Origin of the sequence: Quadrisphaera sp. GCM10027208 (genome assembly GCF_042658805.1) — a bacterium.
GTDB lineage: Bacteria > Actinomycetota > Actinomycetes > Actinomycetales > SCSIO-59966 > SCSIO-59966.
The window spans coordinates 43040-69272 of record NZ_JBHSRC010000005.1 but is presented as its reverse complement, the minus strand read 5'-3'; the positions used below and the strand labels follow the sequence as shown (position 1 = coordinate 69272).

Sequence of the window (26233 nt, the reverse complement as noted above, 5' to 3'; positions counted from 1 at the left end):
CCGGCGCCGGACGGCTCAGAAGTCGACCGGCGGGTCGGCCGGCAGGTCGGCCGGCGCGTCGAGGCGCGGCCCGACCCCGAGCTTCTCCTTGATCTTCTTCTCCAGCTCGTCGGCGAGGTCGGGGTTGTCCCGCAGGAAGGCGCGGGCGTTCTCCTTGCCCTGCCCGAGCTGGTCGCCCTCGTAGGTGTACCAGGCGCCGGACTTGCGCACGAAGCCCTGCTCGACACCCATGTCGATGAGACCACCCTCCCGGGAGATGCCGACGCCGTAGAGGATGTCGAACTCCGCCTGCTTGAACGGCGGCGACATCTTGTTCTTGACGACCTTGACGCGGGTCCGGTTGCCGACCGGCTCGCTGCCGTCCTTGAGCGTCTCGATCCGGCGGACGTCCAGCCGGATCGAGGCGTAGAACTTCAGCGCCTTGCCCCCGGTCGTGGTCTCGGGGGAGCCGAACATCACGCCGATCTTCTCGCGCAGCTGATTGATGAAGATGGCGGTGGTCTTGGAGTGGCTCAGCGCGCCGGTGATCTTCCGCAGCGCCTGGGACATCAGCCGGGCCTGCAGCCCGACGTGGCTGTCCCCCATCTCGCCCTCGATCTCCGCGCGGGGCACGAGCGCGGCCACCGAGTCGATGACGATGATGTCGAGCGCCCCGGAGCGGATCAGCATGTCCGCGATCTCCAAGGCCTGCTCGCCGGTGTCCGGCTGGGAGACGAGGAGGGCGTCGGTGTCGACACCGAGCCGCTTCGCGTACTCCGGGTCCAGGGCGTGCTCGGCGTCGATGAACGCCGCGATGCCGCCGGTCTTCTGCGCGTTGGCGACCGCGTGGAGGGCGACGGTCGTCTTGCCGCTGGACTCCGGGCCGTAGATCTCCACGACCCGGCCGCGGGGCAGGCCGCCGATGCCGAGGGCGACGTCGAGGGCGATCGACCCGGTGGGGATGACCTCGACCGGGGGACGCACGTCGTCGCCAAGGCGCATGACGGAGCCCTTGCCGAACTGTCGGTCGATCTGCGCGAGAGCGGTGTCGAGTGCCTTCTCACGGTCTGCGGGAGCGGGCATGGCCTCACCTCTGGTCGGCGGCGCGGGGCGCCGGGGCTGCGTGGTCCGTGCTGCGGTGGCTGCTGGGGTCTTCGCTGTCGTGGCTGCTGGGGTCTTCATCGCCGGGAACGCTAACCGCCGCCACCGACACCGCCCGGCAGGAGGACCGCCGCTGTGGACGGCGGCGGCACCCCGGCCGAGGTTGTGCACAACCCTAGGACGTACAGGTGTTCGAGCGTCGGGCGACACGCCGCAGCGCGCCCGACGGCACCTACAGTGACCGGGTGACCATCCCCGTCCCGCTCGAGGACCTCGCCGGAGCACTCGCCGACCGCCCGTGGGCCTATCTCATGACGGTCTCCGACGACGCCCGGGTGCACGTGGTCGCCGTCGTCCCCGCGCTCACCGCCTCCGGGCTGCGGGTGGCCGAGCCCGGACGCCGGACCCGCGCCAACGCCGGCGCCCGCCCCGACGTCACCCTCGCCTACCCACCTGCGGAGCCCGGCGGGTTCACCCTCGTCGTCGACGGCACCGCCGCCGCCGACGAGGACGGGTCCCTCGTCGTCCGGCCGTCCTCGGCCGTCCTGCACCGACCGGCGCCGGTCGCGGCTCAGGACAGCAGCAGCCGCTCGAGCCGCCGGCCGGTGACGTAGAACCCGACCAGCCCCATGACGACGAGGTACGCGACGTGGCCGAGCAGGCCGACGTGCAGCTGGCCGATCATGACGTCGCGCACGAGCGCCACCCCGTGGTACAGCGGCGTGGCCTGCACGACGACCTGGAGCGAGTCCGGGTACGTCGACAGCGGGAAGAACGTCGCGGAGAACAGGAACATCGGCAGGATGGCGAGCTGGACGTAGTCGAAGTCGACCCAGCTGCGCATGAACGTCGTCGCGGCCATGCCGACGCCGGCGAACGCGAACCCGATCAGGGTGGCGGCGGGCAGCGCGAGCAGCGCCCACCACGACTCGACCAGACCCGCCACCGCCACGACGACGAGGAACGCCACCGCGTACACCTGCCCGCGCAGCAGCGCCCAGCTGATCTCCCCGACCGCGACGTCCCGCGGACCGAGCGGGGTGGCCAGCACCGAGTCGTAGAGCTTCGCGTACTTCAGCTTGAAGAAGACGTTGAACGTGGAGTCGTAGACCGCTCCGTTCATCGCCGAGGCGGCGAGCAGTGCCGGCGCGACGAACGCGGCGTAGGCCACCTCGGCGCCGGAGTCGGTCGTCACGGTGCCGACGAGCGAGCCGAGCCCCACCCCGAGGGAGAACAGGTAGAAGACCGGCTCGAAGAAGCCGGACACCAAGGTGATCCACCCGTGCCGGAAGGCGCGCACGTTGCGCTCGACGAGGGTGCGGGCCATCCCGGCCCCGGCGGGCAGCGGGACGGCGCGGGCCAGCCGGGTGGCGACCGGGACGCTCACCTCACACCTCCAGCCGGGAGCGGAAGGCGCGCCGGGCGAGCAGGAAGCCGCCCGCCGTCCACACCGCCAGGACGAGCACGTGGCCGAGCACCGGCAGCACCTCCGCGGTCCCCAGGGACAGCGCCCGGCTCGCCGACACTCCGTGCCACAGCGGGGTGAACCAGGCGACGGGCTGCAGGACGCCGGGCAGCTGGCTGATCGGGAAGAACGTGCCGGAGAACAGGAACAGGGGCATGACGACGAACCGGAACAGCACGTTGAACCCGGCGTCGGACTCGGTGGTGGCGGCGAAGGCGAACACCGGTGTCGCGAAGGCCATCCCGGTGAGCACGGCAACCGGCAGGGCGAGCACCACCCACCACGACAGGAGCACCCCGAGGGCGCCGGCGACGAGGAGGAACACCGCGCTGGTCACCAGCACCCGCAGCGCGACGTAGACGAGGTGACCGACGAGAACGTCGGTGACGCCCATCGGCCCGGCGAGCATGGCGTGGTACTGCCGCTGCCACTTGATCGCGCCCATGACGCTGAACGTGGACTCTCCCACCGCCGTCTGCATCGCGGTGGCGGCGAGCACCCCGGGGGCGATGAACGAGACGTACGGGACGCCGAGCGCGTCGTCCGGGCCACGGTCGACGAGGGTGGCGAGCCCGAACCCCATCGCGGCGAGGAACAGCAGCGGGGTGAGGAAGCTCGACACCACCGACCCGCGCCAGGTCCGCCGGTAGTTCAGCAGCCAGTAGGACAGCGCCCGCGTCCACATCCTGCCGGGGCGGTGGACGACGGCCGCGGCGGTGCCGTGCGCGGGCAGGGTCGGCGCGCTCATCAGTCCACCAGGGTCCGACCGGTGAGCCGCAGGAAGACGTCCTCCAGCGTGCTGCGGCGCACCAGGCTCGACAGCGGCTCGACGCCGCGCTGGTGCAGGGCGGCGGTCGCGGCGTCCCCGTCGTCGGTGTACAGCAGGAGCCGGTCGGGCAGCACCTCGACCCGCTCCGCCAGACCGTCGACGGCGGCGGCCAGCGGGGCGTGGTCGTCGACGGCGAACCGCAGCTCGAGCACCTCCCGGGTCGAGTACTGCTCGATGAGCGAGCGCGGAGAGCCCTCGGCGACGATCCGGCCGCGGTCCATGACGACGAGCCGGTCGCACAGCTGCTCCGCCTCGTCCATGTAGTGCGTGGTGAGCACAAGGGTGACGCCGGAGCGCTTGAGTCGGAACAGCCGGTCCCACAGGGCGTGCCGGGCCTGCGGGTCGAGCCCGGTGGTCGGCTCGTCGAGCAGGAGGATCTCCGGGGCGTTGACGAGTGACCGCGCGATCGTCAGCCGCCGCTTCATCCCGCCGGACAGCGGCTCCACCTTGGCGCCGGCACGCTCGGTGAGCTGGGCGAACTCGAGCAGCTCACGGGCGCGCTCACGCACCAGGGCGCGGGGCAGCCCGAAGTAGCGGCCGTAGACGAGGATGTTCTCCTCGACCGTCAGCTCCTCGTCGAGGGTGTCCCGCTGCGGGACGACGCCGAGCCTGGCGCGGATGGCGGGCCCGTCGGTGCGCGGGTCCATCCCGAGGATCCGCAGGTCACCACCGGACGGCGGGGACACGCAGCCGATCATCCGCATCGTCGAGGACTTCCCGGCGCCGTTCGGCCCGAGGAAGCCGAACGCCTCGCCGCGATGAACCTGGACGTCGATCCCGTCGACGGCGGTGAAGTCGCCGAACCGCTTGGTCAGGTTCCGGGCCTCGATGAGCACGTCGGCGTCCCCGGACGGAGGTGGTGAACCGGCCCCGGCAGGTCTCGCCTCGCTGCTCGCCTCGACGGGTGGTCGCACGGTTCCGCACCCTAACCCCGGGGCCCGACATCCCGCGAAGGCGTTTCCCCGTCCCGCCCTCGGACGCCGATCCGGTCCACGAGACCGTCCTCGTTGGTCACTATTCGGTAACGATGGCCTTCCCTGGTCTGCCCCCCCGATCACGCACCAAACCGCAGGTCAGCCGCGGACCGCAGCCCGCCGGACGGGTCCCGCTGCCCGGGCTCACCGACTTGGGCGGGCACGCGAGCACCGCCTACGGTTTACCCGCCCATGACCATTCGGGGCGACATCCGTCCGGCTGCGCGCGTCGGTCGCGCGTGACGGGAGGCCGTGCCTCGTTCAAACCGAAGGGACCATGATGAGCGCACGAACACGCCGCCGCGGCGTGATGGCAGTGACCGGTGGAGCGCTGGCTCTGGTGCTCGCCGCCTGTGGAGACGGCGGCGACGGCAACGGCACCGCCGAGGGCGGCGAGGGCCGTCTCGCCGAGCTGCAGGAGGCCGGCACCATCACCGTCGGCTTCGCCGGTGAGGCGCCGTACAGCTTCATGAACGACGAGGGCGAGCTGGTGGGCGCCTCGGTCGCGCTCCAGGAGCGCATCTGGGGCGAGCTGGGCATCGACAACATCGAGGGTGTGCAGGCCGAGTTCGGCCAGCTCATCCAGGGGCTGAACGCCGGCCGCTTCGACATCGTCGCCGCCGGCATGTCGATCCTGCCGGACCGGTGCGAGCAGGCGCTGTTCTCCGACCCGGAGTTCCAGTACACGACCGCCCTGCTCGTCGAGGCCGGCAACCCGCACGGCCTGACGAACATGCAGTCGATCGCCGAGTCCGACGTCACGATGGCCGCCATGCGCGGGGCGATCGAGGCCGACTACGCCAACGACCTCGGGATCGAGCCGGTCCTGGTCGGCGACCCGCAGGACGGCATGGACGCCGTGACGAGCGGTCGTGCGGACGTCTTCGCCCTGACCGGGATCTCGCTGAACTGGATGGTCGAGAACTCCGGCACGGACGCCGTCGAGGTGACCGACTCGTTCGTCGCCGAGATCGACGGCGTCAAGCAGTACGGCGCCGGCGGCACCGTGTTCCGCCAGGAGGACGAGGAGCTGCGCGACGCCTACAACGAGCACCTCGCGGACATCGTCGGCGACGAGGAGACCTACCTCGACGTCGTCGGCGAGTGGGGGTTCACCGCCGAGGAGCGGCCGACCGGGGAGTTCACCACCGAGGAGCTCTGCGCCGGCGAGATCGGGTAGGCACCCGACACCATGAGCGACAACCTCACCGCACTGGAGACGATGCTGCCGAGGTTGGCTGACGGGTTGCTCGTCACCCTGCAGCTGACCGTCGGCGGTGCCACGCTGGCATTCGTCATCGCAGTGGCCCTGGGCCTGGCCGCGCGCCACCACAGCACGGTGGTGCGCGGCCCGGCCCGGGTGCTCATCGAGTTCTTCCGCGGCACGTCACTGCTCGTCCAGCTGTTCTGGCTGTTCTACGTCATGCCCCAGCTCGGGCTGACCCTGAGCTCGCTGTTCACCGGCGTCCTCGCCCTGGGCCTGAACTACGGCGCGTACGGCGCCGAGGTGGTGCGCGGGGCGATCAACTCTGTCCCCAAGGGCCAGTGGGAGGCGGCGGTGGCCCTCAGCCTGTCGCCGGTGCGGCGGATGAGGAAGGTGATCTGGCCGCAGGCGTGGGCGATCATGATCCCGTCCCTGAGCAACCTCGCGGTGATGCTGCTCAAGGGCACTGCGGTTGCCTACGTCATCCTCATGCACGACATCACGTTCGTCACCGAGCAGCTGCGCCAGCGGACCAACGACACGTTCTTCTCCTACGGCGTCGGGATGGTGATGTACTTCGCCATCGCCTACCTGATCGTGCTGCTGGCCAACGCGCTGGAGATCCGGGCGAAGAACCGGCTCGGCACCGGTCCGCCGCTGCGGGACGTCTTCCGGCCACGGGACCCGGCCGCGCACGCGGGCGAGGTGACGTGATGGGTGACATCTGGAGCTGGGAGCGCGCCGCCGAGGTGCTCCCGATGCTGCTCGAGTCCTTCGTCGAGGTGACGCTGCTGGCGACCGTGGTGGGGTCGGCGATCGCCGCCGTCCTCGGGCTCGTGGTCGCCGTCATGCGCCGGTCGGCCCCGGCGCTGGTCGCCAAGCCCGTGCACGCCGTGATGGAGTTCATCCGGATGACGCCCATCGTCATCCAGCTGCTCTTCGTCTACTACACGTTCCCGACCTGGCCGCCGCTGTGGATCGGGATCGGCGTCCTCGGGGTGCACTACGCCACGTACATGGCCGAGGTGTACCGCTCCGGGATCGACGCCGTCCCGAAGGGCCAGTGGGAGGCCGCGACCGCGCTGTCGCTGCCGCGGCGGCGCACCTGGGTGCGGGTCGTCATCCCGCAGGCGCTGCGCACCACGCTGCCCGCGCTCGGGACGTGGGTGATCTCGATGTTCAAGGACACACCGTTCCTCATCGTGATCTCGGTGCTCGAGATGGTCGCTCGGGCCGAGCTGTACGGATCCCGCACCTTCGTGTACATCGAGGCCTTCACGCTGGCAGGCCTCATCTTCCTGGCCGCCAGCTACCCCACCTCCGTGGGCCTGCGAAAACTGGAGGCACGTCTTGCCCGCTACTGATACCGGCACTCCGGTCATCACGTTCGACGACGTCGTCAAGAGGTTCGGTCGCACCACCGTGCTCGACGGCCTGAACTTCCAGGTCGACAAGGGCGAACGGGTGACCCTGATCGGGCCCAGCGGGTCCGGCAAGACGACGATCCTGCGACTCGTGATGACGTTGGAGGACCTGACCGACGGCTACATCTACATCGACGGCGAGCCGTTCACCTACGAGCAGCGCAACGGACGGCGCGTCCGCCGCAAGCCGAAGGACGTGGCGAGGATCGCCCAGCGGATCGGGATGGTGTTCCAGCAGTTCAACCTGTTCCCGAACATGACGGTGATCGAGAACATCGTCGAGGCGCCCATCCACGTCCTGGGCCAGTCCAAGGAGGAGGCCGTGACCCGCGGCACGGAGCTGCTGGACCTGGTCGGGCTGGCGGACAAGGCCGACGAGCACCCCACCCGGCTGTCCGGCGGTCAGCAGCAGCGGGTCGCGATCGCCCGCGCACTGGCGATGGACCCGGAGATCCTGCTGCTCGACGAGGTGACCTCCGCCCTCGACCCCGAGCTCGTCGGCGACGTGCTCAACGTGCTGCGGAACATCGCGCAGACGACCGACATCACGATGCTCATCGTCACCCACGAGATGCAGTTCGCCCAGGAGGTCTCGCACCGGGTGCTGATGTTCGACCAGGGCCGGATCATCGAGGACGCCCCGCCGGACGTGATGTTCTCCTCCCCCCAGGAGCAGCGGACCAAGGACTTCCTCAAGGCAGTGCTGTAGCGGTGCCGGTGGGCTCACGCCGGAGCTTCGGTGCGGCGCAGGGCCAGCACGGCCACCGGGACGAGCAGCGCCCCGGCAGCGAGGGTCAGCACCGGGTAGCCGCCGGTGGCGAGCACGGGCCCGGCCAGGGCCCCCGCGGCGGCCCCTGCCAGCCCCATGACGAGGTCGGAGGCGCCCTGCACACCGGTGCGGGCGGCGTCCGGGACCGACTCGGACAGCAGCGTCGACCCACCGACGAGGGTGCCGGACCAGCCGAGGCCGAGCAGGAACAACGAGACCCCGACCGCCAGGTGGTCCTGCGGGGAGGCGAGCGCACCGAGCACCACGGAGACGGCCAGGACCGCCAGGCCGGTGACGATCGTCTGCACCCGCCCGAACCGGTCGGACAGCCAGCCCATCACCGGGCTCAGCGCGTACATCCCGGCGACGTGCACGCTGATGACGACGCCGACGACGGTCAGCGAGGCCCCGTGGTGGTTCAGGTGCACCGGGGTCATCACCATCACCCCGACCATCACCGCGTGGCCGACCGCGATGGCGGCCATCCCGAGCCGGGCCCGCGGAGCGGCGTTCACGGTGCGCAGCGTCTCCCGCAGGCTCGGACGCGGCCGGTGCGGCACGACGCCGTGGGCCTGGTGGGCCGCGCGCGCCGCGTGCAACGGGTCGGGCCGCAGCAGCAGACCGACCGCGAGCGCCGCGGTGAGGAACGAGACCACCGAGAACAGGTACGGGCCGACGAGGGACGGCAGGCCCAGCGACACGCCGAGCCGGCCGCCGACGCCGGACAGGTTGGGGCCGGCGACGGCGCCGATCGTGGTGGCCCAGACGACGACGGACAGGGCGCGCCCGCGGGTGGCCGCGGAGGACGCGTCGGTGGCGGCGTACCGGGCCTGCAGGTTGGACGCCGTCCCGCCGCCGAACAGGGCGGCGGCCACGAGCAGCAGCGGGAAGGAGGACACCACGCCGGCGACGACGGCGAGCGCGGCACCGAGCAGGCCGAGGCCGTAGCCCAGGGCGAGGGCCCCGCGGCGTCCCAGCCGGTCCGCTGCCCGGGCCAGCGGCAGCGCGAGCAGGGCGGCTCCGAGCACGGTGAAGGTCTGGGCGAACCCGGCCAGGGACGTCGACCCGGACACCTGCTCGGCGAGCAGGCCGCCAACGGCGATACCGCTGGCCACCCCGACCCCGCCGAGGACCTGGCTGGTGACGAGCACCCGCACCGTGCGGGTCTGCACGGGGGCGAGCTGGGCCTGTGCCGCCTCGGCCGAGCGCTCCTGGGTGCTCACCGGCGCGCGGCCCGTGGCTCGCGCCCGAGCCGCCGCTCGGCAGGGACCTGCATGTGCTCGCAGACGGCCGCCCACACGTCCCGGGGGCGGACGCCGTCCTCGAGGGCCTGGCGGGCGGTGCGCTCGCCGAGGTCGGCGATCACCTGGTCCCCGGCCAGGGTCCGGGCGTAGTCGGGCCCGAACTCGTCGTCCATGAGCCGCCAGAAGTCGGAGTGCCGCACCACGGCAGGATCGCACGGCGGCTCCCCCCACCTGGGCATCGGGGCACGCCCTGTCGGTGCCGGAGGCGACAATCGGCGGGTGCTCGACGTCCTGGACCGGTTCTCCCCGGCGACCCGCGAGTGGTTCCGCGGGGCGTTCGCGGCGCCCACCCCGGCCCAGGAGGGCGCCTGGACGGCGGTCGCCGGCGGCGACCACGCGCTGGTCGTCGCCCCGACGGGCTCGGGCAAGACGCTGTCGGCGTTCCTGTGGGCCCTGGACCGGGTCCTCACCGCGGAGGCGCCCACCGACCGCGAGCACCGTTGCCGGGTCCTGTACGTCTCGCCGCTCAAGGCGCTGGCCACCGACGTCGAGCGCAACCTGCGAGCCCCGCTGACGGGGATCCGGCACGCGGCGGCCCGGCTGGGCCAGCAGGTGCCGCAGGTGCGGGTCGCCCTGCGCTCCGGCGACACCCCCGCTGACGAGCGCCGCGCCCTCACCCGGACCCCTCCGGACGTGCTGATCACCACCCCGGAGTCGCTGTTCCTGCTGCTCACCTCCCGGGCGCGTGAGGTGCTCGCCGGGGTGGAGACGGTGATCGTCGACGAGGTGCACGCACTCGCCGGGTCGAAGCGGGGCGCGCACCTGGCGCTGTCCCTGGAGCGGTTGGACGCGCGGCTGGCACGCCCGGCGCAGCGGATCGGGCTGTCCGCGACAGTGCGTCCGGTCGAGGAGGTGGCCCGGTTCCTCGGGGGCGCCCGCCCGCCCGGTGACGGGAGCGCCGGCGGACGGCGGGTGGTCGTCGTCCAGCCCCCGGCGGACAAGCGGATCGAGGTGGACGTCGTCGTCCCGGTCCCGGACATGGGCGAGCTCGGCCAGGTCACCGAGGACCTCACCGGCCCGGCCGCCGGGCCGGAGCGGCGGACGTCGATCTGGCCGCACGTCGAGGAGCGGGTGGTCGACCTCGTCGCGGCGCACTCCTCGACCCTGGTGTTCGCCAACTCCCGCCGGTTGGCCGAGCGGCTCACCGCCCGGCTCAACGAGGTGTGGGCCGAGCGGCAGGGGGACGACGGGCAGCCGGACCGCGACCCGCCGGCGGTGCTGGCCCGCGCCCACCACGGGTCGGTGTCCAGGGAGCAGCGCAGGCTCATCGAGGAGGACCTGAAGTCCGGCCGGCTGCCGGCGGTGGTCGCCACCTCGAGCCTCGAGCTCGGCATCGACATGGGCGCCGTGGACCTCGTCGTCCAGGTGGAGTCCCCGCCGAGCGTGGCCAGCGGCCTGCAGCGGGTCGGGCGCGCCGGTCACCAGGTCGGTGCCGTCAGCCGGGGGGTGGTGTTCCCGAAGTACCGCGCCGACCTCGTGCAGACCGCGGTCGTCGTCGAGCGGATGCGCTCCGGCCAGATCGAGGCGCTGCGGCTGCCGACGACGCCGCTGGACGTGCTCGCCCAGCACGTGGTGGCGATGACGGCGATGGACGACTGGACGGTGGACGACCTGCTGGAGACGACGCGCCGGGCGGCGCCGTTCGCCGGCCTCACCCGCGGCGTGCTGGAGTCCGTGCTCGACATGCTGTCGGGGCGCTACCCGAGCGACGAGTTCGCCGAGCTGCGCCCCCGGATCGTGTGGGACCGCGTCGCCGGGGTGCTCTCCGGGCGTCCCGGCGCCCAGCGGCTCGCGGTGACCAGCGGCGGGACGATCCCGGACCGGGGGCTGTACGGGGTCTTCCTGGCCACCGGCGAGGGCCCGGGCCGGCGGGTCGGTGAGCTCGACGAGGAGATGGTCTACGAGTCACGGGTCGGGGACGTGTTCACCCTCGGCACGAGCACGTGGCGGATCGAGGACATCACCCACGACCGGGTGCTCGTCACCCCGGCACCCGGCCAGCCGGGCAAGCTGCCGTTCTGGCACGGGGACGCCCTCGGCCGGCCGGCCGAGCTCGGCCGGGCCCTCGGCGGCTTCGTCCGGGAGGTGCTGTCCCTGGACGGCGAGGCCGCGCGGGCGCGGGTCGGCGCGGCCGGGTTGGACGAGTGGGCCACCGACAACCTGCTGGCCTACCTCGCCGAGCAGGCCGGGGCGACCGGGCACGTGCCGGACGACCGGACCGTCGTGGTGGAGCGGTTCCGCGACGAGCTGGGCGACTGGCGGGTCGTGGTCCACTCCCCTCTCGGCGCGCAGGTGCACGGACCGTGGGCGCTGGCGGTGGCGGCCCGGATGCGCGAGCGGCACGGCGTCGACGTGCAGGCGATGCCCGCCGACGACGGGATCGTGCTGCGCCTGCCCGACCTCGACCTGGAGGACGGCTCGGCGCCCGACGTCGTGGACTGCCTGCTGCTGGCGCCCGAGGAGGTCGAGCAGCTCGTCACCGACCAGCTCGGCGGGTCGGCCCTGTTCGCGGCCAGGTTCCGTGAGTGCGCCGCCCGGGCCCTGCTGCTGCCACGCCGGCGCCCCGACCGCCGTCAGCCGCTGTGGCAGCAGCGGCAGCGGGCCGCGCAGCTGCTCGAGGTCGCCAGCCGCTACCCGTCGTTCCCGATCGTGCTGGAGGCGGTGCGCGAGGTGCTCCAGGACGTCTTCGACGTCCCCGGTCTGGTCGCGCTCATGCGCGACCTCGCCGCGCGCCGGGTCCGGGTGGTGGAGGTGACGACCGACCAGCCCTCGCCGTTCGCCCGGTCCCTGCTGTTCGGCTACGTCGCGCAGTTCCTCTACGAGGGCGACTCCCCGCTGGCCGAGCGGCGGGCCGCGGCGCTGGCGCTCGACCCGTCCCTGCTCGCCGAGCTGCTCGGCCGCGGCGAGGGAGCGGCGCTGGCGGACCTGCTGGACCCGGCGGCGGTCGACCGCACCCACGCCGAGCTCCAGCGGCTGGCCCCCGAGCGCCGGGCCCGGGACGCCGAGGACGTCGCCGACCTGCTGCGGGTGCTCGGTCCGCTCAGCACGCAGGAGGTGGCCGACCGGTCGGTCGAGGGCGCGGACGTCGTGCGCTGGCTCACCGGGCTGGCGGCCACCCGCCGGGTGATCCAGGTCCGGGTCGCGGGCCAGGACCGGTGGGCGGCGGTCGAGGACGCCGGGCGGCTGCGGGACGCGCTCGGCGTCCCCCTGCCGGTGGGGGTCCCGGAGGCGTTCACCGCGCCGGTCGCCGACCCGGTCGCGGACCTGGTGGCCCGCTACGCGCGCACCCACGTGCCGTTCACCGCGGCCGCGGTCGCGGCGCGGCTCGGTGTCGGCGTCGCCGTCGTGACCGACGCGCTGGCCAGGTTGGAGCGGGCCGGCCGGGTGGTCTCCGGGGAGCTGCTGCCGCCGGAGTCCCGGCGCGCCCTGGACGAGCACCCGGGCGCGCCGGACTGGTGCGACGCCGAGGTGCTGCGGGTGCTGCGACGCCGGTCACTGGCGGCGTTGCGGGCCGAGGTCGAGCCGGTGCCGCCGCGGGCACTGGCCCGGTTCCTGCCCGCCTGGCAGGGCGTCGGGTCGACCAGCCGCGGGCTGCGGGGGGTGGACGGCGTGCTGCGGGTCGCCGAGCAGCTCGCGGGGGCGGTGCTGCCGGCCAGCGCCCTGGAGACGCTGGTCCTGCCGTCGCGGGTGCAGGGGTACTCCCCCGCGATGCTCGACGAGCTGACCGCCGCCGGGGAGGTGCTGTGGTGCGGGCACGGCGCGCTGCCCGGGCACGACGGGTGGGTGTCGCTGCACCTGGCCGAGACGGCGGCGCTCACCCTGCCCGGGCCCGACGACGCCTTCGAGCCGGGTCCGGCGCACCGGGCGGTGCTCGACGCCCTCGCCGGGGGCGGTGCCTACTTCTTCCGGGGGCTGTCCGACGCGGTGGGGTCCACGGACGACGCGGCGCTCACCGAGGTGCTGTGGGACCTGCTGTGGGCCGGGTACCTGACCAACGACACCCTCGCGCCGCTGCGGGCCCGGCTGTCCGGGGGCCGCACGGCGCACCCGGGCCGGCGGCCCGCGCCGCGGGCCCGGTACGGGCGGCGTCCGGCCCTGCCGAGCCGGCAGGGCCCACCGTCGGCCGCGGGCCGCTGGTCGGCGCTGCCCGCCGTGTCCGGTGACGCGACGTCGCGGGCGCACGCGACCGCCGAGGTGCTGCTCGACCGGCACGGGGTGCTGACCCGCGGCGCCGTGGCCGCGGAGCGGATCGCCGGCGGGTTCGCCGGGGTGTACCGGGTGCTGGCCGCGATGGAGGAGGCGGGCCGGGTCCGGCGCGGCTACTTCGTCGAGGGTCTCGGCGCGGCCCAGTTCGCCACCGCCGGGGCGGTGGACCGGTTGCGGGCCGGGGCAGACACCGACGCGGTGGCGAGTGCCGACCCGGCAGCGGGTGCCGTCGTCCTGGCGGCGGGTGCCGTCGTCCTGGCAGCGGCGGACCCGGCCAACCCCTACGGCGCGGCGCTGGGGTGGCCCGAGCGCGAGCAGTCGCTGAGCACCGGGCACAAGCCGGGCCGCAAGGCCGGCGCGCTCGTCGTCCTCGTCGACGGCCGGCTGGTCCTGTACGTCGAGCGCGGCGGCCGCTCCCTGCTCACCTGGAGCGAGGAGCCGGGCGAGCTGCGGGCCGCCGCGGACGGCCTCGCCCGCGCCGTCCGGGACGGCGCGCTAGGCCGGCTCACCGTCCAGCGCACCGACGGTGAGGGCGTGCTCACCGGGGGCCACCCGCTGGCGGGCGCGCTGGAGGCCGCCGGGTTCCACGCCACCCCTCGGGGGCTGCGGCTGCGGGCCTGACCCCGGCTCGGCCCTGCGCCAGAGGCTCGAGGCACTCGGCCCCTGGGTGGAGCGCTCGCCGTCAGGCGGCCTCGTCCGCCGGGTCGTACCGGCCCGAGCGCGCGAGCCCGTTGAGCCGGGCTCGCCGCAGTAGCGCCTGCTGGGCGGCCGCGACGTTCTCCGGCCGACCGGCCCAGGTGCGCAGTGCGGTCTGCTGCAGCGCGCGGCCGTAGCTGAAGCTCAGCTCCCAGGGCGCACCGCCGATCCGGTTCATCAGCGACAGGTGGTGGGTGGCCTCGGGCTCGGTCTGCCCGCCGGACAGGAACGCGATGCCGGGGACAGCCGCCGGCACGTGCCGCAGCATGACCCGCAGCGTCGCCTCGGCGACCTCCTGGGGTCCGGCCCGGTGCTCGGCCTGCAGCCCGGAGATGACCATGTTGGGCTTCAGGACCATGCCCTCGAGGACCACCCGGTGGGCGTGCAGCTGGCTGAACACGGCAGCCAGCACCTCCTCGGTGACCTCCGCGCACCGCTCGATCGAGTGGTCGCCGTCCATCAGCACCTCCGGCTCGACGACCGGTACCAGCCCCGCCTCCTGGGCCAGCGCCGCGTAGCGGGCCAGCGCGTGGGCGTTGGCGTGGACGCCGAACGGCGTGGGGACGTCGGGCGAGACGTCGATCACCGCCCGCCACTTGGCGAACCGGGCGCCCATCTCGACGTACTCGGCGAACCGGTCCCGCAGGCCGTCCAGGCCCTCGGTGACCCGCTCACCGGGGAACCCGGCGAGCGCCTTGGCCCCCTTGTCCACCTTAATCCCGGGGACGATCCCGGCGCGCTCGATGACGGTGGCCATCGGGACGCCGTCCGAGGTCTGCTGCCGCAGGGTCTCGTCGAAGAGGATGACCCCGCCGATGTGCTCGCCCAGGCCGGGGGTGGTGAAGAGCAGCTCCCGGTAGGCGCGGCGGTTCTCCTCGGTCGACGCGACCGAGACCGCCGCGAACCGCTTGGCGATCGTCGGGCTCGACTCGTCCGCCGCGAGAATGCCCTTGCCCGGAGCGACCATGGCCCGGGCGACGTGCTCCAGCTGCGAGATGTCCATGCCCCCACCCTGCGCCGCGCCGGCGGCGGGGGTCCAGGGACGATGGTCACCGGGTTTCGGCGGGGCCAGCCCGCAGGAGGGGCCGCCCGGCACGGGCCGCCCAGCACACCGGAGGGGTGAGGTGAGGATGCCCGAGGCGGACGTCGTCTGGCGCACCGCGCGGCGCCTCGACCAGGCGCTGGCCGGGCGCGAGCTGGTGCGCGTCGACCTGCGCTGGCCCTCGCTGGCCACGGTGAACCTGACCGGGCGCCGGGTCGACGCGGTGGCCAGCACCGGCAAGCACGTCCTGGTGCGGATCGCGGCGGCCCCGGGCGCACCCGCGGTGACGCTGCACAGCCACCTGCGGATGGACGGCTCGTGGCACGTCCACCGCACCGGGCAGGGACGGGCGGCGGGCGGGCCGGCGTCCGGCGTCCGGGCCGTGCTGGCGAACCGGGAGTGGACGGCGGTCGGCCACGACCTCGGCATGCTGGACCTGGTGGCGACCGCCGAGGAGGAGACGCTCGTCGGCCACCTGGGCCCCGACGTCCTCGGTCCGACCTGGGACGCGGTGACCGCGGCGGAGAACCTGGCCGCCGACCCGGGGCGCCCGGTCGGGGAGGCGCTGCTGGACCAGCGGGTGCTGGCCGGCGTGGGGACGTTCTTCATGGCCGAGGTGCTGTTCGTGCTCGGCGTCACCCCGTGGACGCCGGTCGGCTCGCTGGCCGACCCGCGGGTGGTGGTCGACCGGGTCCGCGACATGATCGCGCTCAGCGCCCGGTCGGCGCTCCAGACCACGACCGGGGACAGCCGGCCGGGCAGGCGGCAGTACGTGCACGCGCGGGCAGGGCGGCCGTGCCGCCGGTGCGGGACGACGGTGCGGGTGGCGCCGCTCGGTGCAGCGCCGCAGGAGCGGGTCGCGTTCTACTGCCCGCACTGCCAGCACGGACCGCTGCCGGGCGGTCCCGTCGAGTAGCCGGGCTCACAGGCTGCCGGGGCTCAGGGACTGCCGGGCTCAGGGGACGCCGGCTCCGACGAGACCACCGGAGGCCATCCCGTCCGCCAGGTCGACCGGGACCGTGTCCGGTACGGACAGCGGCTGCAGGTCGGTGCCCTCGCTGAGGGCCACCCGCTCGGTCACCTCACGCAGCACGATCGACATGGGGACGTCGAGGGCGCCGCAGATCGAGGACAGCAGCTCCGAGGAGGCCTCCTTCTGCCCGCGCTCGACCTCCGAGAGGTAGCCGAGGGAGACACGCGCGGCGGACGACACCTCGCGCAGGGTGCGACCCTGGCGCTGGCGAGCGTCGCGGAGGACGTCGCCGATCTCGCGACGGAGCAGGACCACGACACGCCTCCCCTCCCCGGGCTTCTTGCCTGCCGGATCGGCACCACGGTACCCCGACGGGGGGACGGTGAGCGCGCGGTCCGCTGGGTGAGCACGGTTCGGTACCACGTACGGCTCAACTCCCGGAGCACCAACGGTGTTCCGGGAGCTGAGCCGCACAGGAACTGCCGACTGCGCAGGTGGCTACGGCCGGGCCGTCTCCAGGGTGTAGGAGCCCGAGCCGGAGTAGGAGTACACCTCCCAGTAGTACGAGCCGGCGGTGCCCGAGTAGCTGATCGTCTCCGTCGACGTCACCGACTCGCTGCGGGCGACGACCACCCAGCGCGAGCCGTTCCACTTGTACAGGTACAGGTCGAAGTCGGCGCTGGACGGGCCGGTGAGGCAGCCGACGTGGGTGCCGGAGGTCCCCGAGGAGTAGTAGGTGCCGTTCGGCTGGATGTCGTAGTCGCCCCTGCCGGACAGCGTGCCGGTGTAGGTGGCCGTGGTGGCGTCGCACCCGGACGGCGCGGGCGTGCCGCCGCCCCCGGACCCGGTCAGCGGCGAGTACACCAGCCGGTTCGGCGAGCCGGAGCCGATCCCGGTGAGCACCCCCGTCGTGGCGGTGCTGGTGATCGCGTCGGTCACGGTGGCGGGGCTCGCGCCGGTGCTGCCCTGCAGGTAGAGGGCGGCCACGCCGGCGACGTGCGGGCTGGCCATCGACGTCCCGCTGATGGTGTTCGTCGCGGTGTTCGAGGTGTGCCAGGCGGAGGTGATCGAGCTGCCGGGGGCGAACACGTCGAGACAGCTGCCGTAGTTCGAGAAGCTCGCGCGGGCGTCGCTGCTCGTGGTGGCGCCCACGGTCACCGCGTTCGGCACCCGGGCCGGGGAGCTGTTGCAGGCGTTCTGGTTGTCGTTGCCGGCGGCGACCACGTACGTGACGCCGGCCGAGATCGACCGGTTGACGGCGTCGTCCAGCGCGGTCGACGCACCACCGCCGAGGCTCATGTTCGCCACCGACGGGCCGGACCGGTTCGCCGTGACCCAGTCGACGCCGGCGATGACACCGGAGTTCGTGCCGCTGCCCTGGCAGTCCAGCACCCGGACGGGGACGATCGTGACGCCCTTGGCCACGCCGTAGGTCGAGCCCCCGACGGTGCCGGCCACGTGCGTGCCGTGCCCGTTGCAGTCGTCGGTGCCCCGGCCGTCGTTGACGGCGCTGTAGCCGGAGGTCACCCGGCCGCCGAAGTCCGCGTGCCCGGCGCGCACACCGGTGTCGATGACGTACGCCTTCACGCCGGCGCCGGTCGGCGTGTACGTGTACGTGCCGTTGAGCGGCAGGTTGCGCTGGTCGATCCGGTCCAGGCCCCAGGTGGCGTCGTTCTGCGTCGTGCTGGCCTGCACCACCTGGTCCACCTCGACGTAGGCCACCTGCGGGTCGTCCTGCACCCTGGCGAGCTGGGCGGGGGTCATCCGCGCCGCGTAGCCCTTGATCGCGGACCGGTACTCGCGCTGCACCGTCGCGCCGTGCCCGCGGGCCCGGTCGGCGGCGGCCCGGACTCCGGAGGGGCTGACGTCGTCGTCGAGGACGACGATGTACTGGCCGGGGACCGCCCGAGCAGAGGGCGCGGCTTTGACCGGTGCCTGACGCTGGGACTGGGAGACGCCCGGTGGCTCGTCCGGCGCCGCCGACGGTGCCGCGGTGGCGGCAGCGACCGGCGCGCCGAGCAGCGCCGCGAGCCCGACGGCGGCGATGACCGCCCGGACCCGCACTGTGCTTCTCACATGGACCTCCTGGTAGGTGCCGGCCCCCCGGCGGACCCTCCGCCACCGGCCAGGCGGACCTTAGGAGCAATCCGGACAACTCCACCAGACTGGAGTTTCACGCTGCGTAGTGCTATACGCACCCACCGCAACCCACTGCCGTCCGATCTCTGGAGGCCTTCCGGGGTCTCGACCCGCGTCGAGACCCGGGAAAGTCTCCAGAGATCGCGCAGTTACGGGCGGGTGGCGGTGGTGAGGAGGAGCGTGAGAGCGAGGTCGACCGTGGCTGCACGGACGGCGGCACGGTCGCCGGGCAGGTGCTCGCCGAGCACCTGGGAGGTGCGGTCGGTGGCGACGGCGACGTAGACCGTACCGGGCGGCCGGCCGTCAGCGGGGTCGGGTCCGGCGACGCCGGTGGTGGCGACGCCGATGTCGGCGTCGAGCCGCTCCCGCACCCCGCGGGCCATCTGCGTGGCCACCTGCGGGTCGACGGCGCCGGCGCGGCGCAGCAGCCCGGCGTCCACGCCGAGCAGGGAGGCCTTGAGGTCGCTGGCGTAGGCGACCACCCCGCCGCGCAGCACGTCCGAGGCGCCAGGGACGTCGGCCAGCCGGGCGGCCACCAGGCCGGCGGTGAGCGACTCGGCCACCGCGACGGTGAGACCGGCGGCCCGGCAGGCGGCGACGACGTCCGCCGGCTCGGTCACCGCGGTCACGTCCCGCTCTGGCGTTGGGCCTTCTTCCTCGCCGTCCGGGCGCTGTGCCGCCGCAGGTGCAGCGCCGCGTAGACGTACGCCACCCCGGTGGCCACGGTGACCGCGACGGCCGCGAGCATCACCCACCACGCCACCGTGGTGGCCCAGGTACCGAACCACTCCTGCAGGGGCAGCAGGTAGAGCCCGATCGCCGTGGCCTGCAGCACGGTCTTGATCTTCCCGCCGCTGGAGGCCGGCATCACGCCGTGCCGGATGACCACGAAGCGCAGGGCAGTGATCCCCAGCTCCCGGGCCAGGATCACGACCGTGACCCACCAGGGCAGCTCACCGAGCACGGACAGCGTGACCAGCGCCGCGCCGATGAGCGCCTTGTCGGCGATGGGGTCGGCCACCTTGCCGAAGTCGGTGACGAGGTTGCGCCGCCGCGCCAGCTCGCCGTCCACCCGGTCGGTGAGGATCGCGACGGAGAACGCGGCCCAGGCGCCGAGTCGCCACCCCGTCTGGTCGCCCCCGTCGTACGCGAGCAGCCAGACGAACAAGGGCACCAGGGCGATCCGGACGACGGTCAGGGCGTTCGGCAGGTTCCACGCGCTGGGCGCCGTGGCGGCGTCCGCGAGGTGGTCGTGGTCGGCGGTCACGCGCCGGCTCCCGGTTCGGCGAGCAGGTCCACGCCCTCGCTGCCGACGACGCGCGCGGTGACGAGGTCGCCCACCGGCACCGGCCCGGTCAGCCGGGTCACGCCGTCCACGTCGGGTCCCTGGTGCGCCGCCCGGCCGACCGGCTCGCCGTCCTCGACCTCCTCGACGAGCACCTCGACCAGCGAGCCCACCCGCTCCTCCGCCCGCTGTGCGGTGAGCTCCTCGACCAGCCGGGAGACGTGGTCCACCCGGGCGGCGATCTCGGCCTCGTCGAGCTTGCCGTCGAGACCGGCGGCCTCCGTGCCCTCCTCGTCGGAGTAGCCGAACACGCCCACGACGTCGAGACGGGCTGCGACCAGGAATCGCTCGAGCTCGGCGAGGTCCTCCTCGCTCTCCCCCGGGAAGCCGACGATCACGTTCGAGCGCACCCCCGCCTCCGGTGCCCGGCGACGCACGTCGTCCAGCAGGCCGAGGAACTCCTGCGTGCCGCCGAACCTGCGCATCCGCCGCAGCACCGTCGGCGAGGAGTGCTGGAAGGACAGGTCGAAGTACGGGACGACGCCGGGCACGGAGGTCATCGCGTCCAGCAGCCCGGGGCGCACCTCGGCGGGCTGCAGGTAGGAGACCCGCACCCGCTCCAGCCCCTCGACGGCGGCGAGCTCGGGCAGCAGCGCCTCCAGCAGCCGGACGTCGCCGAGGTCCTTGCCGTAGGAGGTCGAGTTCTCGCTGACCAGGTAGACCTCGCGGACCCCCTGACCGGCCAGCCAGCGCGCCTCGTCGAGGACCTCGGCCGGACGCCGGGACACGAACGCCCCCCGGAACGCCGGGATCGCGCAGAACGAGCACCTCCGGTCGCAGCCGGTGGCGAGCTTCAGCGGCGCCCACGGCCGCCCGTCCAGCCGGCGCCGGACGACGCGCGGCCCGGACGCGGGTGCGACCCCGTCCGGGAGGTCACCGGCCACCGCCCGCCCGGCCTGCCGCTCGGCCGGGGCGACCGGCAGCAGCCGCCGCCGGTCCGCAGGGGTGTGGGACGCCGGACGCTCACCGCGCAGGACGGCGGCCAGGTGGTCGGAGAGCCCGGCGTAGGAGTCGAAGCCGAGGACGGCGTCCGCCTCGGGGAGCGCGTCGGCCAGCTGGGTGCCGTACCGCTCGGCCAGGCACCCGACAGCGACGACGGCGCGAGTCCGACTCGCGCCGTCGTCCTTGAGCCCGGCGGCCTCGAGCAGCGCGTCGACAGAGTCCTTCTTCGCCTGCTCGACGAAACCGCAGGTGTTGACCACCACGACGTCCGCGGCGGCGGGGTCCGCCGCGAGGCGCCACCCGGCCTGTGCCAGCCGACCGGCCAGCTCCTCGGAGTCCACCTCGTTGCGGACGCACCCGAGGGTCACCAGGGCCGCGGAACGAGACGTCTCGGTCGCGGCAGCCACACCCCACAGACTACGGCGTCAACTCACCTGCCCGTGCGTCTGTCAGTTCGTGTGCCAGTTCGTCTGTCAGTGCGCCGTCACCTGCCTCACGTGCTCGCTGCGGCTCTCCGGCAGCGCCCACAGCCCCATCACGACGGCGACGGCGCCGGTGACCCACGCTGTCCACGACAGCCCGGTCAGGTTGGCGAAGCCCATCACCCAGGGGGAGAGAACGAGCAGCGCACCGAGCGCCACGTGGGTCCACTCGGACACCACTGCGTCCGGTCGGACGACGGACCAGGCCGCTGCGAGTGCCAGCAAGGCGCCCAGGCCGACCATCGTCCAGGTAGCAGAGGCCTCGGTCGTCGTCCAGATCGGCGACAACACGGCGTACAGACCGGCCACCAGGGCTACCCAGTCCTGCCACCGACTCTTGAGGTTCATCTCCTGCACCTCCGCGCACGACGTCGCGGTCGACGCCTTGTCGACCGGCGTCAACTGGTAGAACACCGAGCGGGGCCTGGGAATGCCCGGTGCTGGCAGGATGACCACCGTGGATCTGGTGGAGACGCTGCTGCCAGGGGTCGGCATCCGGTACGAGCTCACGACGCGGTCGGGGCTGGTGCTCGGCATCGTCGTCCAGCGGGAGGGCCCGGTCGAGATCGTCGTCTACGACGCGAAGGATCCCGACCGGGCCAAGGGCGTCTTCCAGCTCGACCGGGACGAGGCGGAGGCCGTCGCCGACATCCTCGGCGCACCCCGGCTGACCGAGCGGTTCGCCGACCTGTCCCGCGAGGTCCCGGGACTGCGGTCGGGCCGCTTCGCGATCCGGCCCGGCAGCCCGTTCGTGGACCGCCCGCTGGGCGACACCCAGGCCCGCACCCGGACGGGTTGCTCGATCGTGGCGATCGTGCGTGGCGCGGACGTCGTCACCTCCCCGGGGCCCGGTGACGTGCTGCGCACCGGCGACGTCCTCGTCGTGATCGGATCGGAGCAGGGACTCGAGCAGCTGGGGGCGCTGCTCGCCGGCGACGCCTGAGGTGCCGCCGGTGGGGGACGTCGCGGCGTTGCTGCTCGAGCTCGGCGGCCTGTTCCTCGGGCTGTCGGTGCTCGGTCTGCTCGCCCGACGGCTGGGGCTGTCCCCGATCCCGTTCGTGCTGCTGGCCGGCCTCGCCTTCGGCGAGGGCGGGATCGTCCCGCTGGAGTCGGCGGAACCGTTCGTCGAGGTGGCCTCGGAGATCGGGGTGGTGCTGCTCCTGCTCACCCTGGGACTGGAGTTCACCGCCACCGAGCTCGTCGCGAGCCTGCGGCGGCACACGCCGTCCGGGCTGGTGGACCTCGCTCTCAACGCCCCGCCGGGGCTGGTCGCCGGCCTGCTCCTCGGCCTGCCGTGGCAGGGGGCGCTGGCGCTGGCCGGCGTGACGTGGATCTCCTCGTCGGGCATCGTCGCGCGGCTGCTGGGCGACCTGGGACGCCTGGCGAACCGGGAGACGCCCGCGGTGCTGTCCGTGCTCGTGCTCGAGGACGTCGCGATGGCGCTGTTCCTCCCGCTGCTCGCGGTGGCGCTGGCCGGTGGCGGGCCGGTGCAGGCCGTCGGCGGCGCCGTCCTGGCGGTCGGCGCCGTGCTCGTCGTGCTCGTTGCGGCGCACCGTCACGGTCACCGGCTCGGGCGGTTCCTCACCCACACGGACGACGAGCAGGTGCTGCTGCGGCTGTTCGGGCTGACCTTGCTCGTGGCCGGGGTGGCGCAGACGCTGGGGGCCTCGGCCGCGGTCGGCGCCTTCCTCGTCGGGATCGCGATCCCCGCGTCGATGGCGGACCGGGCCCGGACGCTGCTCTCCCCTCTGCGCGACCTGTTCGCAGCCACGTTCTTCGTGGCGTTCGGCCTGGCCACCGACCCACGGGCGGTGCTGCCGGTGCTGCCCGTGGTGCTGGCCCTGGCGGCGGTGTCGCTGGTGACCAAGCTGGCCACCGGCTGGTACGCGGCCCGCCGGGACGGCGTGGGCGCGGCGGGCCGGCTGCGCGCCGGCGCGGCCCTGGTCGCCCGCGGCGAGTTCTCCATCGTCATCGCCGGGCTGGCAGTCGCGGCCGGCCTGGACGACGTCGGGCCGGTCGCCACCGGCTACGTGCTGGTGCTCGCGGTCGTCGGCCCAGTGCTCGCTCGGGTCGTCGACCGCTCGGCCTGAGCCCTGGACGATCCGACGCGACCACCCCACCCCCCTCGGTGATCATGCAATCCCGCCACCCCACCCCCCTCGGTGGTCATGCAATCCCGCCACCCCACCTGCCGCCGTCCAGCTCGCAGAATGCTGGGTTGCTGGCGCGACACGCCGGCAATGCTCTGCTGAATCCAGCATTCTGCGAGGAGCGGGGCCCAGGGCATGGAGCATCAGACGCTGCCCTGCAGGGTGGCGGGATTGCATGATCACGGCGCGGAGGGGGCCCTGCAGGGTGGCGGGATTGCATGATCACGGGTGGGAGTCACGGCGCGGAGGGGGCCGTGTGAGGGTGGCGGGATTGCATGATCACGAGCAGGGGTAGAGCGCGCGGGGTGGGGCGGAGTGCCGGGCCTCGCTCTCACTCGCGCCCGGTGAGCTCCCAGGCGTCCTCGGCCGGACCGTCGTCCGGGTCGGCGACGTCGACGACGTCGACGGCCTGGTCGTACGCCTGGTCCCCGGACGCCGCCGGCGGGGGGTCGTCGCCGCGGATGAACGCCAGGGTCTGCGGCAGGTCGTCGGCCTTGACGAGCACGTCGCGGGCCTTGGAGCCCTCCGAGGGGCCGACGACGCCGCGGGACTCCAGCAGGTCCATCAGCCGGCCGGCCTTGGCGAACCCGACCCGCAGCTTGCGCTGCAGCATGGACGTCGACCCGAACTGGGTGGTGACGACGAGCTCGGCGGCCTGCAGGAGCAGGTCGAGGTCGTCGCCGATCTCCTCGTCGACCTGCTTCTTCTCCACGGTGGGGACGACGTCGTCCCGGTAGCTGGGCTGCAGCTGGGTCTTCACGTGGGCGACGACCTGGTGCACCTCGGACTCGGTGACCCACGCGCCCTGCACGCGCATCGGCTTGCTCGCGCCCATCGGCAGGAACAGGGCGTCGCCCTGACCGACGAGCTTCTCGGCACCGGGCTGGTCGAGCACGACCCGGGAGTCGGCCAGCGAGGACGTCGCGAACGCCATCCGGGAGGGGACGTTCGCCTTGATCAGACCGGTGACGACGTCCACGCTCGGTCGCTGGGTGGCCAGGACGAGGTGGATCCCGGCGGCCCGGGCCAGCTGGGTGATCCGGACGATCGAGTCCTCCACGTCGCGCGGGGCGACCATCATGAGGTCGGCGAGCTCGTCGACGATGACGAGCAGGTACGGGTACGGCGCCAGCTTGCGCTCACTGCCGGGCAGTGGCTGGATCTTGCCGGAGCGCACCGCCTTGTTGAAGTCGTCGACGTGCTTGAACCCGAACGTGGCCAGGTCGTCGTAGCGGACCTCCATCTCGCGGACGACCCACTGCAGCGCCTCGGCGGCCTTCTTCGGGCTCGTGATGATCGGCGTGATGAGGTGCGGGATCCCCTCGTAGGCGGTGAGCTCCACCCGCTTGGGGTCCACGAGCACCATCCGGACCTCGTCGGGGGTGGACCGCATGAGGACCGACACGATCATGGAGTTGACGAAGCTCGACTTGCCCGCGCCGGTGGCCCCGGCGACGAGCAGGTGCGGCATCTTCGCGAGGTTCGCCACGACGTAGCCGCCCTCGACGTCCTTACCGACACCGATGACCATCGGGTGCTCGTTGCGCCGCGCGGCCTGGCTGCGCAGGACGTCGCCGAGGCTGACCGTCTCCCGGTCGGCGTTGGGGATCTCGATGCCGATCGCCGACTTCCCAGGGATCGGGGACAGGATCCGGACGTCGGCGGAGGCCACCGCGTAGGCGATGTTCCGGCTCAGCGCGGTGACCCGTTCGACCTTGACACCCGTGCCGAGCTCGACCTCGTAGCGGGTGACGGTCGGGCCGCGGGAGAACCCGGTGACCTGCGCGTCGATGCCGAAGCTGTCGAGGACCTGGGTGAGCGCCTCGACGACCCGGTCGTTCGCCGCGCTACGGGCCTTGTGCGGGGTGCCGGGGGCCAGGATCTCGTTGGGCGGCAGCGTGTAGGTGACGTCACCGGCCAGGGCGAGCTGCTCGACGCGCTGCGGCAGCGGTGTCGTCGGCGGGGACTCCGCTGCTGCCCGGTCGGACGCCGGGGCAGCGGCCGGGGGCTCACCGGACGCCGAGCCGGTCCCGGACGCCGGGCCGGTGCCGGACGCCGGGCCGGTGCCGGACGCCGGGCCGGTGCCGGACGCCGGGCCGGTTCCGCCGGGGGCCGGGGAAGCAGCCGGGGCCGCCGAGGACGGGCCGGAGCCGGTGCCGGCGGCAGCGGGGCGCTTCTGCCCGGGCAGCAGTCCCCCGCGGCGGGCGGGGGCGACGTCCGCCGCCTGCTCGAACGCCTCGTCGCCGACCCGAGTGTCGTCGTCCCGGCGCATGCTGCCGACCCGACGTCGAGCGCCGCGGCCTCGGCGCAGACCCGGCCGGTCCGGCTCTCCGGCCACGGGGCGGGCACCGGCACGGTCGGGCCGACCGTCGGCGTCCGCATCAGCCGGGCGCCTGGTGAGCCGGTGGTACAGGCCGGTGAGCCGCTCCGGGATGGCGTGCACCGGGGTCGCGGTGACCACGAGCAGGCCGAAGAAGCCCAGCAGGAGGAGCAGCGGCACGGTGACCCAGGCGGTGAGCGCGGCGACGAGGGGGCTCGAGGCGAGGTAGCCGATGATGCCGCCGGCCTCGCGCATCGCCTCCGCGCCGTCCGGGGGGGTGGGCACCCCGGCGGCCACGTGCACGAGCCCGGCGGTGGCGACGGCGAGCGCGGTGAGCCCGATCCCGATCCGGTTGGTGGCCCCGGCGCGGTCGGGGTGGCGCAGCAGCCGGACGCCGAAGCCCAGCAGCAGCAGCGGGACGACGAGCCCGACCCGGCCGAGCGTGCCGGCGACGACGGCGTGCACGGCGTCCCCGAACGTGCCGGGCAGGCCCCACCACTCCCGGGCGGCGACGACGATGGCCAGGCCGATGAGGGCGAGGCCGATCCCGTCCCGGCGGTGGGCCGGGTCCAGGTCGCGGGCGCCGTCCCCGATCCGGCGCGCGGTGCCGCCGACGAGGTGGGCGGTGCCCATCCAGGCGCCGCGGGCGACGCGCACCGGCAGTGGCGCGCGCTGCCGCGGGCCGCGGGCCGGGCTGCTGCCGCGGGACCGGGACGCACCCCCGGCGGGTCCACCCCAGCCGGAGCCACCCCGCGCGGGAGCACGGCCGGGGCTGCGCGCGCCGGAGCCGCGCGGGGAGCCCGACCTGTTCGCGGTGGAGCCACGGGTCGCCATTGAGACGAGGCTAGTGCGTCGTCCCACCCATCACACGCCTCACACGCCGGGTCTG

At 73.8% G+C, this 26233-nt stretch carries 23 protein-coding genes; 9 read left to right on the top strand and 14 right to left on the bottom strand.

All coding sequences use genetic code 11. The features are described 5' to 3' along the window. Nucleotides 1-15: 15 nt before the first annotated feature. Complete coding sequence (gene recA / locus ACFP6A_RS09665) at nucleotides 16-1062, bottom strand: recombinase RecA (protein ID WP_379603304.1); 1047 nt, start codon at nucleotides 1060-1062, stop codon at nucleotides 16-18. 263 nt (nucleotides 1063-1325) lie between these two features. On the opposite strand from recA, the gene ACFP6A_RS09660 reads away from it, so the two are divergent. Beyond that, entirely contained in the window at nucleotides 1326-1694 is a 369-nt protein-coding gene (locus ACFP6A_RS09660; protein WP_379603303.1) for a pyridoxamine 5'-phosphate oxidase family protein, read from the top strand. Here ACFP6A_RS09660 and ACFP6A_RS09655 read toward each other — a convergent pair. From ACFP6A_RS09655 to ACFP6A_RS09645, 3 genes are all read right to left on the bottom strand, one after another. Then, the gene (locus ACFP6A_RS09655; protein WP_379603493.1) at nucleotides 1652-2407 is read right to left on the bottom strand and encodes an ABC transporter permease; all 756 of its coding nucleotides are present in this window, start codon (nucleotides 2405-2407) and stop codon (nucleotides 1652-1654) included. The two genes, ACFP6A_RS09660 and ACFP6A_RS09655, sit on opposite strands and share 43 nt — an antisense overlap. A gap of 61 nt (nucleotides 2408-2468) precedes the next feature. Further along, nucleotides 2469-3293 carry an ABC transporter permease gene (locus tag ACFP6A_RS09650; protein WP_379603302.1) on the bottom strand — a complete coding sequence of 275 codons (825 nt, stop codon included), beginning with the start codon at nucleotides 3291-3293 and terminating at the stop codon, nucleotides 2469-2471. Further along, nucleotides 3293-4210 carry an ABC transporter ATP-binding protein gene (locus tag ACFP6A_RS09645; protein WP_379603492.1) on the bottom strand — a complete coding sequence of 306 codons (918 nt, stop codon included), beginning with the start codon at nucleotides 4208-4210 and terminating at the stop codon, nucleotides 3293-3295. Before ACFP6A_RS09645 ends, ACFP6A_RS09650 begins: the two co-directional genes overlap by 1 nt. A gap of 415 nt (nucleotides 4211-4625) precedes the next feature. Between ACFP6A_RS09645 and ehuB the strand changes: the two genes are divergently transcribed. From ehuB to ehuA, 4 genes are read left to right on the top strand one after another with little or no spacing between them, the layout of a single operon-like run. Then, nucleotides 4626-5528, top strand: coding sequence for an ectoine/hydroxyectoine ABC transporter substrate-binding protein EhuB (gene ehuB / locus ACFP6A_RS09640; protein WP_379603301.1), 903 nt, complete (start codon nucleotides 4626-4628; stop codon nucleotides 5526-5528). Nucleotides 5529-5540: 12 nt separating this feature from the next. Continuing rightward, nucleotides 5541-6266 carry an ectoine/hydroxyectoine ABC transporter permease subunit EhuC gene (gene ehuC, locus ACFP6A_RS09635; RefSeq protein WP_379603300.1) on the top strand — a complete coding sequence of 242 codons (726 nt, stop codon included), beginning with the start codon at nucleotides 5541-5543 and terminating at the stop codon, nucleotides 6264-6266. After that, a complete protein-coding gene (ehuD, locus tag ACFP6A_RS09630) occupies nucleotides 6266-6916 on the top strand; it encodes an ectoine/hydroxyectoine ABC transporter permease subunit EhuD (RefSeq protein WP_379603299.1) in 651 nt (216 codons plus the stop codon). The genes ehuC and ehuD overlap by 1 nt, the downstream gene beginning before the upstream one ends. Then, nucleotides 6903-7685 carry an ectoine/hydroxyectoine ABC transporter ATP-binding protein EhuA gene (gene ehuA / locus ACFP6A_RS09625; protein WP_379603298.1) on the top strand — a complete coding sequence of 261 codons (783 nt, stop codon included), beginning with the start codon at nucleotides 6903-6905 and terminating at the stop codon, nucleotides 7683-7685. The genes ehuD and ehuA overlap by 14 nt, the downstream gene beginning before the upstream one ends. 14 nt (nucleotides 7686-7699) lie before the next feature. On the opposite strand, the gene ACFP6A_RS09620 is transcribed toward ehuA, so the two are convergent. Both ACFP6A_RS09620 and ACFP6A_RS09615 read right to left on the bottom strand, forming a co-directional pair. Beyond that, nucleotides 7700-8968 carry an MFS transporter gene (locus ACFP6A_RS09620; protein WP_379603297.1) on the bottom strand — a complete coding sequence of 423 codons (1269 nt, stop codon included), beginning with the start codon at nucleotides 8966-8968 and terminating at the stop codon, nucleotides 7700-7702. Continuing rightward, nucleotides 8965-9189, bottom strand: a complete 225-nt coding sequence (locus ACFP6A_RS09615; protein WP_379603296.1) for a DUF3046 domain-containing protein — start codon at nucleotides 9187-9189, stop codon at nucleotides 8965-8967. Before ACFP6A_RS09615 ends, ACFP6A_RS09620 begins: the two co-directional genes overlap by 4 nt. Nucleotides 9190-9268: 79 nt before the next feature. Between ACFP6A_RS09615 and ACFP6A_RS09610 the strand changes: the two genes are divergently transcribed. Then, nucleotides 9269-13876 (top strand): ATP-dependent helicase, encoded by a 4608-nt coding sequence (locus ACFP6A_RS09610; protein WP_379603295.1) that lies wholly within the window; start codon nucleotides 9269-9271, stop codon nucleotides 13874-13876. A 61-nt stretch (nucleotides 13877-13937) separates the two neighbouring features. Here ACFP6A_RS09610 and ACFP6A_RS09605 read toward each other — a convergent pair whose 3' ends face one another. Further along, on the bottom strand, nucleotides 13938-14954 hold the full coding sequence (locus tag ACFP6A_RS09605) for a class I fructose-bisphosphate aldolase (protein ID WP_379603294.1): 1017 nt from the start codon (nucleotides 14952-14954) through the stop codon (nucleotides 13938-13940). A 127-nt stretch (nucleotides 14955-15081) separates the two neighbouring features. Between ACFP6A_RS09605 and ACFP6A_RS09600 the strand changes: the two genes are divergently transcribed. Beyond that, the gene (locus ACFP6A_RS09600; protein ID WP_379603491.1) at nucleotides 15082-15909 is read left to right on the top strand and encodes a DNA-formamidopyrimidine glycosylase family protein; all 828 of its coding nucleotides are present in this window, start codon (nucleotides 15082-15084) and stop codon (nucleotides 15907-15909) included. A gap of 39 nt (nucleotides 15910-15948) precedes the next feature. On the opposite strand, the gene ACFP6A_RS09595 is transcribed toward ACFP6A_RS09600, so the two are convergent. The 6 genes from ACFP6A_RS09595 to ACFP6A_RS09570 all read right to left on the bottom strand — a co-directional run bounded on the left by ACFP6A_RS09595 (nucleotide 15949) and on the right by ACFP6A_RS09570 (nucleotide 21288). Next, nucleotides 15949-16281, bottom strand: a complete 333-nt coding sequence (locus ACFP6A_RS09595) for a helix-turn-helix domain-containing protein (protein WP_379603293.1) — start codon at nucleotides 16279-16281, stop codon at nucleotides 15949-15951. Between the two features lie 183 nt (nucleotides 16282-16464). After that, nucleotides 16465-18042 carry a S8 family peptidase gene (locus tag ACFP6A_RS09590; protein WP_379603292.1) on the bottom strand — a complete coding sequence of 526 codons (1578 nt, stop codon included), beginning with the start codon at nucleotides 18040-18042 and terminating at the stop codon, nucleotides 16465-16467. A 212-nt stretch (nucleotides 18043-18254) separates the two neighbouring features. Then, complete coding sequence (locus ACFP6A_RS09585) at nucleotides 18255-18725, bottom strand: CinA family protein (RefSeq protein ID WP_379603291.1); 471 nt, start codon at nucleotides 18723-18725, stop codon at nucleotides 18255-18257. A 5-nt stretch (nucleotides 18726-18730) separates the two neighbouring features. Further along, nucleotides 18731-19372 (bottom strand): CDP-diacylglycerol--glycerol-3-phosphate 3-phosphatidyltransferase, encoded by a 642-nt coding sequence (pgsA, locus tag ACFP6A_RS09580; RefSeq protein WP_379603290.1) that lies wholly within the window; start codon nucleotides 19370-19372, stop codon nucleotides 18731-18733. After that, nucleotides 19369-20799 (bottom strand): 30S ribosomal protein S12 methylthiotransferase RimO, encoded by a 1431-nt coding sequence (rimO, locus tag ACFP6A_RS09575; protein ID WP_379603289.1) that lies wholly within the window; start codon nucleotides 20797-20799, stop codon nucleotides 19369-19371. Before rimO ends, pgsA begins: the two co-directional genes overlap by 4 nt. 66 nt (nucleotides 20800-20865) lie before the next feature. Then, nucleotides 20866-21288, bottom strand: coding sequence for an SPW repeat protein (locus ACFP6A_RS09570; protein WP_379603288.1), 423 nt, complete (start codon nucleotides 21286-21288; stop codon nucleotides 20866-20868). Between the two features lie 43 nt (nucleotides 21289-21331). Between ACFP6A_RS09570 and ACFP6A_RS09565 the strand changes: the two genes are divergently transcribed. Both ACFP6A_RS09565 and ACFP6A_RS09560 read left to right on the top strand, forming a co-directional pair. Then, nucleotides 21332-21817 (top strand): cation:proton antiporter regulatory subunit, encoded by a 486-nt coding sequence (locus ACFP6A_RS09565; RefSeq protein ID WP_379603490.1) that lies wholly within the window; start codon nucleotides 21332-21334, stop codon nucleotides 21815-21817. Nucleotides 21818-21827: 10 nt separating this feature from the next. Beyond that, a complete protein-coding gene (locus ACFP6A_RS09560) occupies nucleotides 21828-22964 on the top strand; it encodes a cation:proton antiporter (protein ID WP_379603287.1) in 1137 nt (378 codons plus the stop codon). Nucleotides 22965-23355: 391 nt separating this feature from the next. On the opposite strand, the gene ACFP6A_RS09555 is transcribed toward ACFP6A_RS09560, so the two are convergent. Then, entirely contained in the window at nucleotides 23356-26178 is a 2823-nt protein-coding gene (locus tag ACFP6A_RS09555; protein ID WP_379603286.1) for a DNA translocase FtsK, read from the bottom strand. Nucleotides 26179-26233 lie beyond the last annotated feature (55 nt).